The organism is Streptacidiphilus jeojiense, from assembly GCF_000719095.1.
GTDB lineage: Bacteria > Actinomycetota > Actinomycetes > Streptomycetales > Streptomycetaceae > Streptacidiphilus > Streptacidiphilus jeojiensis.
Window position 1 is genome coordinate 330,940 of sequence record NZ_JOEH01000009.1, and the last position, 12,781, is coordinate 343,720.

7 protein-coding genes and 1 tRNA gene are annotated in these 12,781 nt (G+C 72.7%); all 8 read left to right on the forward strand.

Annotation, left to right across the window (positions count from 1 at the left end; genetic code table 11):
• The first annotated feature begins 197 nt into the window (after nucleotides 1-197).
• The 8 genes from tmk (at nucleotide 198) to IF29_RS41925 (ending at nucleotide 12,702) form a co-directional block, all read left to right on the forward strand.
• Complete coding sequence (tmk, locus tag IF29_RS0113995; protein WP_030253945.1) at nucleotides 198-3,698, forward strand: dTMP kinase; 3,501 nt, start codon at nucleotides 198-200, stop codon at nucleotides 3,696-3,698.
• A gap of 78 nt (nucleotides 3,699-3,776) precedes the next feature.
• Complete coding sequence (locus IF29_RS0114000; protein ID WP_030253947.1) at nucleotides 3,777-5,009, forward strand: DNA polymerase III subunit delta'; 1,233 nt, start codon at nucleotides 3,777-3,779, stop codon at nucleotides 5,007-5,009.
• Nucleotides 5,010-5,160: 151 nt separating this feature from the next.
• Nucleotides 5,161-6,249: an alpha/beta hydrolase gene (locus tag IF29_RS0114005; RefSeq protein ID WP_030253949.1), complete on the forward strand. Its 1,089-nt coding sequence runs from the start codon at nucleotides 5,161-5,163 to the stop codon at nucleotides 6,247-6,249.
• 50 nt (nucleotides 6,250-6,299) lie between these two features.
• Nucleotides 6,300-7,934 (forward strand): alpha/beta hydrolase, encoded by a 1,635-nt coding sequence (locus IF29_RS0114010; RefSeq protein ID WP_030253951.1) that lies wholly within the window; start codon nucleotides 6,300-6,302, stop codon nucleotides 7,932-7,934.
• A gap of 84 nt (nucleotides 7,935-8,018) precedes the next feature.
• Nucleotides 8,019-8,675 (forward strand): leucine efflux protein LeuE, encoded by a 657-nt coding sequence (gene leuE / locus IF29_RS0114015; protein WP_030253953.1) that lies wholly within the window; start codon nucleotides 8,019-8,021, stop codon nucleotides 8,673-8,675.
• Between the two features lie 97 nt (nucleotides 8,676-8,772).
• Nucleotides 8,773-8,846, forward strand: a tRNA-Thr gene (locus tag IF29_RS0114020).
• A gap of 866 nt (nucleotides 8,847-9,712) precedes the next feature.
• Nucleotides 9,713-10,195, forward strand: coding sequence for a chromosome partitioning protein (locus tag IF29_RS44885; protein WP_157623734.1), 483 nt, complete (start codon nucleotides 9,713-9,715; stop codon nucleotides 10,193-10,195).
• A gap of 338 nt (nucleotides 10,196-10,533) precedes the next feature.
• Nucleotides 10,534-12,702: a tetratricopeptide repeat protein gene (locus tag IF29_RS41925; RefSeq protein ID WP_051725323.1), complete on the forward strand. Its 2,169-nt coding sequence runs from the start codon at nucleotides 10,534-10,536 to the stop codon at nucleotides 12,700-12,702.
• Nucleotides 12,703-12,781: the final 79 nt, after the last annotated feature.

Here is a 12,781-nt window from a genome sequence, read left to right on the forward strand (position 1 = left end):
GTGGTGGAGTAACCGCACCGGCGCCCGAGGGCGGCCCCGTCCCTGAGGACGCGGCCGCCCTCGCGCGTCGCCCCCTCCGCGTCGCCCCCTCCGCGTCGCCTCGTCCGCGTCGCACTGGGGTCACAGATGTGTCATGACCCCGTGCACTTACGGTGGACGTCCGTTCGGTGTCCGGCCCTCCGGATAGGCTGGCGCACATGACCAGTGCGGAGCAGCCCATCGAACCTGTCGCGACAGCGCCGCTCACCGTCGTCCCCGGCGGGAGCCTGCCGGAGCGGGCCGGCGCGCTGCTCCGCGTGCGCTCGTACCAGAAGCTGTGGCGCACCCAGCTGTTGGGCGCGGTCGGTGACCGGTTGGCGCTACTGGTGCTGGTGGTGCTGGTGGTCCAGGTCGCGGTGACCGGGTCGTCCTCCGCGCAGATCTACCGGCACGCGCTGCTGGGGATCGCCGCCGTGCTGGCCGCCCGACTGCTCGCGTCCCTGGTGGTTGGGGTGCTGCTGCTGGGGCCGGTGCACCGGCTGCTGGATAAGGCGGACCGCCGCTGGAGCCTGTTCGGGACGGACGTGCTGGCCGCCGTGCTGATCGGGGTGGCCCCGTTCTGGACGGTGTGGGTCCACTCCACCGCCGCGATCTGGCTGGTCGTCAGCGCCTTTGTGCTGGGGGCGGCCGAGCGGATCGGCGCGATCGCCCGCGAGGCCGTGGCGGCCCGGCTGCTGCCGTCGTCGGCGCCCGGTGTGCCCGTTGCCGACCAGGCCCCGGTGCTGCGCCACATCGACCGGCGGACCGGCTATGCGGCGCTGCCGCTGGCCGCCGCGGCGCTGGCCGGGTTCAGCCTGATCGAGAACGGCCTCGCCTCGGGCGGCGACTGGCTCGCCCACCACGTCGGCACCGTCTCGGCGTTCGGCGCGGCCGGCTTCCTGGTCGCCGCTGCGGTGCTGCTCTACCTCGAGGAACTGCCCGGCGTCCCGGCGGGTTCGAGTGCCCCGCGCTCCCCGCTGGCGGCGCTGCGGGCCCCCGCTGACGTGCAGTCCGGCGGGGCCGCCTCCGCGCAAGGGCCGCGGGGTCGTACCGGCAGTTCGGTCATGTTCAGCTTCGCGGTCGCCGGGGCCGTCGCCGCGATGGCGTCGGTCGTCGGCGTCGCCCTGCCGCACGCCTACGACCTCGCCGCTGGGCCGGTCGGCTTCGGACTGCTGGTCCTCGCCGCCGGGGCGATGCCCGCGCTGGGCGCGCACCTCGCCGCTTCGGTGCTGCCGGTGCTGGGACGCCGCCGGCTGCTGCCGCTGGCGCTGGGCACCACCGCGCTGGCGCTGCTGTTGGCCGGGCTGGTCCCGGACTTCGTGCTGGCGCTGGTGCTGGTGGGCGTCGCGGGCCTGGCCGCCGGGGTCGCCGTCCGCACCGGACGGGTGCTGCTGGACCTGGAGACCGAGGAGGCCCGGCAGCCGCTGGTGGCCGAGCACCTGCGGTCGATGGTCAGGGTCGCCGCGGCGGCGGGCCTGCTGGCGGCGCCGCTGCTGGCCGCGGCCTTCGGCCGGCAGACCGCCGGTTCGGTCGACTTCGACCACGGTGGCGCGGGCCTCTCGCTCGCGGTCGTCGGCCTGCTGCTGCTGGTCTTCGCGGTCGTCCTGTTCCTGCGCACCGACGACCGCCGGGCCACCGCGTCGCTCAGCCGGGACGTCTGGGACGGGCTGCGCGGCGGCCCGGTGACGGTCCCGCACCGGGCCGGCACCGGCTACTTCATCGCCCTGGAGGGCGGCGACGGCTCCGGCAAGTCCACCCAGGCGCAGGCCCTGGCCGAGTGGATCCGCAGCAAGGGCCACGAGGTCGTGGTCACCCGCGAGCCCGGCGGCAGCGCCATCGGCCAGCGGCTCCGCGCGATGCTGCTGGACGTCGGCAACACCGGCATCTCGCACCGCGCCGAGGCCCTGCTGTACGCGGCGGACCGGGCCGAGCACGTGGACACGGTGATCCGTCCGGCGCTGGAGCGCGGTGCCGTCGTCATCACCGACCGCTACCTGGACTCCTCGGTCGCCTACCAGGGCGCCGGACGCGACCTGGCGGCTGCCGAGGTCGCCAGGATCTCGCGCTGGGCCACCGACGGACTGGTCCCCGACCTGACGGTACTGCTGGACCTGGACCCGGCCGTGGCGCGCGAGCGCTTCACCGAGGCGCTGGACCGGCTGGAGTCCGAGCCCGAGGACTTCCACGCCCGGGTGCGCGCCGGCTTCCTGGCGCTGGCCGCCGCCGACCCGGTGCGCTACCTGGTCGTCAACGCCGCGCAGCCGCCCGCCGCCGTCAGCACCGCGATCCGGCACCGGCTGGACCGGGAGCTGCCGCTGTCCGGGCAGGAGCGGGCCGCCCGCGCCGAGCAGGAACGGTTGGCCCGGGAGGCCGAGGAGCGCAGGCTCGCCGAGGAGGCCCGGCTGAAGGCCGAGGCCGAGAAGGCTGAGCGGGAGAAGCAGGCGCTGCTGGAGCGGCTGCGCCTGGAGGAAGAGGAGAAGGAGAAGGCCCGGCAGGCCGAGGAGGACCGCAAGGCCGCCGAGGCCGCCCGCCTCGCCGCCGAGGAGGCCCGCAAGCAGGCCGAGGCGGAGGCGGCGCGCAGGGCGGCCGAGGACGCGGAGCGCCGCGGGGCCGAGGCCAGGGAGCGCCGCAGGGTCGAGGCCGAGGCGGCCCGACTGGCCGAGCTGGAGCGGCAGCGCGAGGTCCGGCGCGCCGAGGAGCGCCGCCGTGCGGAGGACGCGCTGCGCCGTGCGGAGGAGGCCAGGCTCGCCGCCGCCGAGGCGCGGGAGGCGGAGACCCGGGAGATCCCGCTGGCGGAGGCGGCCGGTGCCGGCAGCGGCGCCAAGCCTGCTGCGACCGCCGGGTCCGGCGATGCGACGACCAGGATGCCGGTCGTCAAGGGCACCACGCCCGGCACCGCGACCGACGAGGCCACGGCGCCCGAGAAGGCCGCGCCCGCTGCGGCCCAGCCGGTTGCCGCCAAGCCCGCTGCCGCTAAGCCCGCTGCCACCAAGCCTGCTGCGGTTGAGCCGGAGGAGCCCACCCAGGTCATCAGCGAGGAGGAGCGCGCCGAAGCGGTCCGTCGCGCCGAGGCGATCGACGCCGAGCGCGCGGCTGCGGCCGCTGCCGAGGCGGCTCCGCCGAAGCCGTCCACGCCCCCGGCGACCCCGCCGACGGCTTCTGCGTCCTCCACGACCGCCTCCACCTCCGCCGCCGACGAGACCACCAAGCTGCCCCGGATCACCGACGACCCGAAGCCGCGCCGCGGGCGTGCCGCCGTGAAGCCGGCCGCCCCGCAGGACCCGGCCTCTCCCGACGAGCCGACGGCAGTCCTGCCGCAGCCGGAGGATCCCGACCGGACCCGCCAGCTGCCCAGGTCCTGGCGGGCGGCCAGGCCGCGCAGCGACGAGAGCGTCCAGGACAAGGTCCCGGAGTGGCTGTTCCGCCCGCAGGACGGCGGATCGCCGCAGCCGCCGGTCTCGCCGGTGGAGCGGACCCGTCAGCTGCCCGTCGTCGACCCCGACGCGCCGGCGCCCCAGCACGGTCGCTACGACTGGGCCGAGGACACCCCGCTGGACGACCTGCCCAGCCTCACCGACGAACTGCTCGGCTCCCGCGACGAGTGGTCCCAGTGGGACGGCCGCGAAGCCGAGGGCCGGCCCGGCGGCCCCGAGGACGGCCCGGGCAAGGGCAAGGGCTGAACGGACGGAGCGGGGCTGTCGGTGCCGCCCGTTAGGCTCGTCCCACAGCAGTAGGGGCACGACCGGACCGGAGACATCGTGAGCGTGTGGGACGACCTGGTCGGCCAGGAACAGGTGGTGGAGCAGCTGGTCGCCGCCGCCAGGTCGGCGCGGGCGGTCCTGGAGGGCGGCCGGAGCAGCGGCGCGGAGGAGCAGGCCGCTCCCGCCGCGGCCGGCACCACCGGAATGACGCACGCCTGGCTGTTCACCGGGCCGCCCGGCTCCGGCATGGCCACCGCCGCCCGGGCCTTCGCCGCCGCGCTCCAGTGCACCTCGCCGGACCTGGAACTCGGCGGGGTGCCCGGCTGCGGCTTCTGCGAGGGCTGCCACACCGCGCTGATCGGCAGCCACGCCGATGTGGAGTCGGTGCGCACCGATGTGCTCAGCATCGGGGTGAAGGAGACCAGAGAACTGGTCCGCAGCGCGTCGATGTCCCCGGCCGGCGGACGCTGGCAGGTGATCATCCTGGAGGACTCCGACCGGCTCACCGAGGGCGCCGCCAACGTCCTGCTCAAGGCCATCGAGGAGCCGGCCCAGCGGACCGTGTGGCTGCTCTGCGCCCCCTCGGTGGAGGACGCGCTGCCGACGATCCGCTCCCGCTGCCGGCTGCTGGTGCTGCGCACCCCGCCGGTGGCGGCGGTGGCTGACGTCCTGGTGCGCAGGGACGGCATCGAGCCGGAGATGGCGGCCTTCGCCGCCCGCGCCGCCCAGGGCCACATCGGACGGGCCCGCCGGCTGGCGCTGGACGCGGGGGCGCGCGAGCGCCGGGCAGAGGTGCTGAAGCTGCCGCTGCGCGTCGCCGACCTTGGCGCCTGCCTGGCCGGTGCGCAGAGCCTGGTCGACGCGGCGGCCGCGGACGCCAAGCAGGTCGCCGAGGAGGTCGACGCCAAGGAGACCGAGGACCTGCGGGCCGCGCTGGGCGCCGCGGCCGGTGTCGGCGGCCGGATGCCGCGCGGTACGGCGGGGGCGATGAAGGAGCTGGAGGACCGGCAGAAGCGCCGGGCCACCCGCACCCAGCGGGACAGCCTGGACCGCGCACTGATCGACCTCTCCTCCTTCTACCGCGATGTGCTGGCGGTGCAGTTCGGCGCCGCGGGCGAACTCTCCAACGAGGAGATGCGCGCGGCCGTGGAGCGGGTCGCCGGGGAGTCGCGCCCGGAGGGGACGCTGCGCAGGATCGAGGCCGTACTGGCCTGCCGTACGGCGCTGGAGCGCAATGTCGCCCCGCTGCTGGCGGTCGAGGCCATGGCCGTCGCACTGCGAGCGGGGTAGCAGTCCGGCTCTGATGGCGCGCGGTCCGAGGGCGGGGTCCGTGGGCGCGGTCCAGGGGGCGCAGTCGGCGAACGGCCGCACGCTGCTTCCTTCGGGTGACACTTGGTGCCCCCGGTGAGAGTTGCCGGAGGAGGCGGGGGATGGCCTCTGGATGATCTTGTGGTGGGTGGGACTCGCGCTGTTCGGAGTGGTGGCCGCGGTATGGGCGGGCGGAAGCGCCCTGGCCGCCTGGCGCGAGCAGCGGGCCGGACTGGTGTACGAGTTGACGCCCTGTTACCGGGGCACGGCGCTGCGCGGTGCGGCAGCGGTGGTGGCGGTCGGCTGCGTCTGCGCGAGCGGAGTCGCGGTGGGGCTGTCGCCGCACCCCGGCACCGGCTCCGGGGCGGCGGCCGCGCGCCCGCTCCGGGCCGCGGCGGCCTCGGCCCGTCCGCAGGGGCCGGCCCGGACACCTGCCGCCAGGCACACCGGTCCTGCTGCCAGCGCCCCGTCCTCGTCCCCGTCCTCGATCGGGCTGCTGACGGTCGGTCACCCCTCCAGCGGCCAGCTGCTGGAGGGCACGCTCCCCGGAGTCCCCGGCCGGTACCGGGTGTGGCTGCCGAAGCAGTACCAGGGCCGCGCCACGCCGCTCCAGGTGCTGCTGGTGCGGGCCGACGCCGCCCAGCTCGGGTCGGTCTTCGACGGTCTGCAGAGTGCCGCCGAGCTGAGCCGGGCCAATCCCTTCGTCGCCGTGGTGCCGCTGGCGGGCTGTGACCCCACCGCCCAACTGCCGGCCGATGCGCTGCGCCGGGCCATGGCCGCCCGCTTCCACGTACGCAAGGACGCCCAGGGCTGGGCCCTGCTGGGGCTGGGCGCGGGCGCACCCTGTGCGGTGGCCGAGGAGTTGGCGCACCCGCCGCTCTTCACCGCTGCGGCCGGACTGTCGGGACGCTACGAGGCACTGCTCCCGCTGCGGGGGGCGAACGCCGCCGCACCCGGGACCGCCCATCTGCTGGTCGCCGACACCGCCGCGGACACGGCCGGACAGCAGTCGACGGCGCGGCTGCGCACCGCCCTCGCCGCCCGTCCGCGCACCGACCTGCGGACCGCCGCGACCGCCCAGGACTTCAGCCCGGACCGGGAGCGCTTCCGCCTGGTCCGCCAGGCCGCCGGTTATCTGACGGAGCTTCTGGCCGCGCAGGGGTCTGCGCAGCCGACCGGGCCGGCGTCCGCTGCACCATCCGTGCGGGCGACCGGGCAGTGACTGTCAGCGTCGAACGGTACCCTCTGCGTGCAGAGAGAGTTGAGGTCCGGATGAACGTAGTACGGCGGTTCGCCACAGCGACGGTGCTGTCCGCGAGCCTGGTCGTGGTGGCCGGGTGCAGTTCGCCCGCACCTGCTCCTCCCCGCAGCACCGGTTCCGGCTCGGACGCGGCGTCGTCCGCCGCCGCTTCCACGGCTTCGGCCTCCGCGTCGGCCGGGGCCTCCACGGCCGCGGCACCGGTGCTGGAGCCGCTGCCCGCCGCGATCCCGGCCGACCTGCAGCGCTACTACAGCCAGAAGCTGACCTGGACCAGCGCCGGCTGCGACGCGGGCTTCCAGTGCACCACCATGAAGGTCCCGCTGGACTACGCGAACCCGGGGTCGGGCTCCGACGACATCTCGCTGGCGGTGGTCCGCCGCACATCGTCCGGCCAGGGCTCCCAGCACCTGGGATCGCTGCTGGTCAACCCCGGTGGCCCGGGCGGTTCCGCGATCGACTACGCCGAGTACGCGGCGACCAGCTTCCCGTCGGTGATCCGGAACGCCTACGACATCGTCGGGATGGACCCGCGCGGGGTCAACCGGAGCACCCCGGTGACCTGTCTGACGAACCAGCAGATGGACACCTTCGCGGCCACCGACACCACCCCCGACTCATCGGCCGAGATCAACACCCTGCTGGCGGCCGACAAGACCTTCGCCCAGGGCTGCGAACAGCGCTCCGGCGCCCTGCTCGGCCACGTCAGCACGGTGGAGGCGGCGAAGGACATGGACGTCCTGCGCGCCCTGCTCGGCGACGCCAAGCTGAACTACCTGGGCAAGTCCTACGGGACCTTCCTCGGCGCCACCTACGCCGGGCTGTTCCCCTCCCGGGTGGGCCACCTGGTGCTGGACGGCGCCATGAACCCCTCGCTGGACGCGCTGCAGCTGGACAGCCAGCAGGCCGGCGGCTTCGAGACGGCGTTCAACGCCTTCGCGGCCGACTGCGTCAAGCAGAGCAGCTGCCCGCTCGGCTCGACCACCCAGCAGGCCGGGACCAGGCTGGACGCCCTGTTCGCCGCCTGGGACAAGCACCCGCTCAGTACGGACTCCCCGTCCCGGCCCCTGGACGAGGCGCTGGGCACCACCGGTGTGATCTCCGCCATGTACGACCAGGGCGAGTGGCCGACCCTGCGCGCGGCGCTCAACCAGGCCGTCGCCGGCAACGGCAGCGGTCTGCTGGCGCTGTCCGACGAGTACTACGAGCGGTCCGCCTCGGGCCAGTACCAGAACCTGATGGCCGCCAACGCCGCGGTCAACTGCCTGGACCTGGCCCCGGCGGCGACCACGCCGCAGGAGGTGGAGCAGCAGCTCCCGACCTACCGCAAGGCCTCGCCGCACTTCGGCACGACGCTGGCCTGGTCCGGCCTGTCCTGCGCCTCCTGGCCGGTCAAGCCCACCGGCGAGCCGCACACCATCCCGGCCAAGGGCGCCGCACCGATCCTGGTCGTCGGCACCACCCGCGACCCGGCCACCCCCTACGCCTGGGCTCAGGCGCTGGCGGCCCAGCTCGACTCGGGAACGCTGCTCTCCTTCAACGGCGACGGCCACACTGCCTACGAGCGCGGCAGCTCGTGCGTGGACAGCGACGTCAACACCTACCTGCTGACCGGCCGCACCCCGGCGAAGGGGACCATGTGCAACTAAACGGGTACAAGTAAGGACCCAATCAATGCCACAATCCTTTCATCGCACCAGGCGGTGGTGCGATGAAAGGATGAGGCGGCAGGCATGTTCGGAGTTGTCCACTACAGCACCTACGCGGTCGGCGCCCTGCTGATCGTCCTGCTCCCCGGGCCCAACTCGATGTACGTGCTCTCGGTGGCCGCCCGCCGCGGCGTCCGCACCGGCTTCCGCTCGGCCTGCGGGGTGTTCCTCGGCGACACCACCCTGATCGTGCTCACCTCGCTCGGCGCCGCCTCGCTGCTCAAGGCCACCCCGATCGTCTTCGACGCGGTGAAGCTGGTCGGCGCCGCCTACCTGGTCTACATCGGCTACGGCATGCTCAAGGCGGCCCGCCAGATGTGGCGCGAACGCAGGGCCGACCCCGACGTCCAGGAGCCCGCCGCCCCCGTGGACGAGCGCGAGCGCCCGTTCCGCCGGGCCCTGGTGATCAGCCTGCTCAACCCCAAGGCGATCCTCTTCCTGCTGTCCTTCTTCGTGCAGTTCGTCGACCCCGGCTACGGTCGGCCCGCGCTCTCGTTCACGATCCTGGGCGCGACCCTCCAGCTCTGCAGCGTGCTCTACCTCACCACGCTGATACTCGCCGGCACCGCCCTGGCCAACGCCTTCCGCCGCCGGCGCCGCCTCTCCGCTGCGCTCACCACCGGCGTCGCCGCCCTCTTCATAGGATTCGCCGCCAAGCTGGCCACCGCCTCCACCGGCTGACCCGTCCCACCACCCGCAGCACCCGAAAACCCCGTAAGGATCACCCCTGCGGACTGTGTAGACTAACCCCCGTTGCCGGTCACAGACCGCCGACATCGCCGCCTTAGCTCAGTTGGCCAGAGCAACGCACTCGTAATGCGTAGGTCTCGGGTTCGAATCCCGAAGGCGGCTCACTTTGGCCCCGTATGTCCGATTTAAATCGGACATACGGGGCTTTTTCTTCGGGCCCTCGGTGGTCAAGGCTGACTGCCCGCCGACTGTCGTTTCCGTAAAGGTGCAGGTCAGACGGTTGCTCCCGTGGCATGACCTACGCCGCAGAAATTCGTAGGTCGCGGACGCCAGTGCGGCGCATAGCCACAATGTCGCAGGTCAGGGGCTTGTCGGGCGTGATTCTGGCTAGGCAGTGACCTGCGAACCTCAGTGCGCAGGTCACCAGCGTGGCTGGGGCCAACTCGTCTGAATCACGCGGGGTTTGGGATGTAGCGACTTCGCTTTGGGCGAGTGCAGTCCGCATTCGGTCCGCATCAGAATTGATCAAGGACTGTGTCGGCTGGGGCACGAGGTCAGGCGGTGGTGGGCGAGCGTTCACCGGTTGAGGTGCCTGTGTGCCTGGAGCCCTCTGCGGAGGGGATGCGCCTGGGCGCTGGTGGCTATGGGGGTACTGGGCCCATGGTCTGCCATAAGCCCATGGGTTCCGGTAACACAGCGTGGATCGAACCGACTTCCCCCACCTCCCCGGAAGTCGGCCTCGGGAGTAACACCGCTAAGGAGGAGCCCGCGGCACTGACAGCAGGTCACCGCACGACGTGCTGGCCGACCTGCGCCGAGGGCACGGGGAGCGCGACTGATAACCGCTCGTCGTTCCACTTGCTTCACGGAAATCCGGGCAGAGCCGGATCCATCATGCGCCATCAACGCGTGGTGATCTACACGGGTTGGTGCCTGTAGGGCCGTGAGTATTGCTCCGCTGGGTGCTGTTCCCGGGTAGCGTCGTTTCTACTTTCGGGGAGTTGTACGAGGGGGTTGTAGTGACGGGTGTGGAGATCGCGGTCGGGTACGTGTTCGCCTACCTGGTGCGCAAGGCCAGGCGGATTGCGGGGTCGGCGGATGCTGAAGTGGACCGGGTACTGGATTCAGGGATCGAGCGTTTGCACGGCCTGGTGGGGGCGAAGCTGGGGCCGGATCCAGCACTGAGGGTGGCCCAGGAGGAGGCCGCAAGTACGGGTGAGCTCAGCGAGCGTACGCAGCGGCGTCTGGTGGACGCGTTGGAGGAGGCCAGCGAGCGCGATGCGGGCTTCGCCCAGAGCCTGGAGCAGGCGGTAGCCGCCGTCCAGGGAGCCGGGCCTGTCGACATCGCCCGCTACACCGGTGCCGCGAACGCCAGTGATGGCGGCCGTGCGAGCACTGGGGTCGTGCGCCCAGGCGGTGCCGGCGGCGGGTCGGCCACTGCGGAGAACACCGGCGACGCCACCGCGGCCGGCCCCGGCAGCAGCGCCAGCACTGGCATCGACTACAGCTGAGGCCAGTAGCGGTGTAGGCCGCTGGTGACGTGGCGGCGGGTTTTGAACGGGCCAAGTTATGTACACAACCCGTGCCTCGCGCCCGTATGGATACAGCAGAGCTTGGCTCCGTAGAGGGGGCGGTAGTGGCGGCAACAGATCCTGACGGAGCTGGTGTGGGAGGCGTGCCCGAATCAACCCCCCAGGGGCACGCTCCAGCGGCCCCCCGGTCGATGGCAGCGGTGAACACGGGGGTTGCTCGTGCGGACCGGGGCGGGGTGGCGGTCTCGGGGATAGTGGGCCGTCTCACGGTGGTGCAGCCGGTACGGGTCCCAGTGGTGTTTCCGCACCAGGTCGGTGTGCTGCCAGCGCGAGCCGGGCATTTCCAGGACCGTGACGCACTCGGTGCACTGGAGGAGGCTGTCGTCGGGGGTGGGACGGCGGTGGTGTGCCAGGTGCTGGCGGGGATGGGCGGGGTCGGCAAGACCCAACTTGCCGCCCACTACGCCCGGCACACCTGGCAGCAAGGCGGCGTGGACCTGCTGGTGTGGGTCACCGCCAGCACCAGGCCGGCGGTGGTGGACGCCTACGCCCATGCCGGCGCAGACTTGCTCGGTATCGACCTGGCCGACCCCGAGCAGGCCGCGCGGGCGTTCCTGGCGTGGCTGGAGCCCAAACCGGGCCAGCAGCCGCGCTGGCTGATCGTCCTGGACGACCTCGCTGACCCCGCCGACCTGCGCGGCCTGTGGCCACCTGCCCATCCCCACGGCAGCACCCTGGTCACCACCCGCCGCCGCGACAGCTCCCTCGGCACCCATGGCACCCTGGTACCGGTAGGCCTGTTCACCGAGGCTGAGGCCACCGCCTACCTGGCCACTGCACTTGCCAGCATCCATCGTCAAGAACCCGCCGACGCTCTCGCCGACCTGGCCCGGGACCTGGGATATCTGCCGCTGGCCCTGTCCCAAGCCGCCGCCTACCTCACCGACACCGCCCTGGACGTCACGACCTACCGTGCCCTGCTGGCGAACCGCACGCGCCAACTGTCCGACCTGTTGCCCGAACCCGGAACCCTACCCGATGACCAGGCCACCACCGTCGCCGCCGCCTGGACACTCTCCGTGGAACGTGCCGATCAGCTCCGCCCTTACGGCCTGGCTCGGCCCATGCTGCAACTGGCCGCGATGCTCGATCCCAACGGCATCCCGCACACCGTCCTGACCAGTCCGCCCGCCCTGGCCCACCTCGCCAACCACCGCACCGCTACGGAGGGTGACGGTTCCATCTTCCGGAAGGCCACCGCGGAAGAGGCAGCCGGTGCACTGCGTGCCCTGCACCGCCTCCATCTGATCGACCACACACCCACCACCCCCCACCACGCCGTCCGCGTCCACCAGCTCATCCAACGTGCCACCCGCGACCCCCTCACCCTCGAGCGGTACGACCACTGCGCACGCAGCGCAGCCGACGCCCTGAACGCCGCCTGGCCCGCCATCGAGTCCGACACCGCCCTGGCCCAGGCCCTGCGCGCCAACACCCAAATCCTCACTCGCCACGCCGGAAGAGCCCTGCACCAACCCGACACACACCCGGTGCTGCACCGCACAGGCAGAAGTCTCGGCGAAGCCGGGCAGGCCACCGCCGCACGTCACTATTTCCAGCTCCTCACCGAAACTTCCAACCACCACCTGGGTGCCGACCACCGCGACACCCTGTCCGCCCGGCACGACCTCGCCTACTGGCGGGGGGAGACAGGGGATGTGACCGGAGCAGCGACCGCGTTCACCGACCTGCTGGAGGACCGGCTGCGAGTGCTGGGTGCCGACCACCGCGACACCCTGGCCACCCGACACCACCTCGCCCACTGGCGGGGCGAGACAGGGGATGCGGCCGGAGCAGCGACCGCGTTCACCGACCTGCTGGAAGACATGCTGCGGGTACTGGGTGCCGACCACCGCGATACCCTGGCCGCTCGGCACGACCTCGCCCGCTGGCGGGGGGAGGCAGGGGATGTGACCGGAGCAGCGACCGCGTTCACCGACCTGCTGGAAGACATGCTGCGGGTGCTGGGTGCCGACCACCGCGACACCTTGACCACCCGACACCACCTCGCCCACTGGCGGGGGGAGACAGGGGATGCGGCCGGAGCAGCGACCGCGACCGCCGACCTGCTGGAAGACATGCTGCGGGTGCTGGGTGCCGACCACCCCGACACCCTGGCCACCCGACATACCCTCGCCCACTGGCGAGGGCAGGCGGGGGATGCGGCCGGAGCAGCGACCGCGTTCACCGACCTGCTGGAGGACCAGCTGCGGGTGCTGGGTGCCGACCACCCCCACACCCTGGTCGCGCGGGGTAACCAGGCTTACTGGCGGGGGCAGGCCGGGGATGCGGCCGGAGCCGCAGCCGCGACGGCCGAGTTACTGGAAGACATGCTGACGGTGCTGGGCGCTGACCACCCCGAAACCCTGGCCAACCGGCGCAACCTCGTAAGATGGCGGAGGGCAAGCAGGGAAGTCAATTTCTGATGCCGTCCCAAGGCACCTCTCCGTGATTAAGCGGGAGCTGGTGACACGACCTTTGCGCACCCGACTACGCCTCGCTGTG

What these genes read in the sequence shown, in the direction of transcription:
- tmk (WP_030253945.1), top strand. Translation starts at nt 198, where the DNA reads ATGACCAGTGCGGAGCAGCCCATCGAACCTGTCGCGACAGCGCCGCTC.
- IF29_RS0114005 (WP_030253949.1), top strand. Translation starts at nt 5,161, where the DNA reads ATGATCTTGTGGTGGGTGGGACTCGCGCTGTTCGGAGTGGTGGCCGCG.
- IF29_RS0114010 (WP_030253951.1), top strand. Translation starts at nt 6,300, where the DNA reads ATGAACGTAGTACGGCGGTTCGCCACAGCGACGGTGCTGTCCGCGAGC.
- leuE (WP_030253953.1), top strand. Translation starts at nt 8,019, where the DNA reads ATGTTCGGAGTTGTCCACTACAGCACCTACGCGGTCGGCGCCCTGCTG.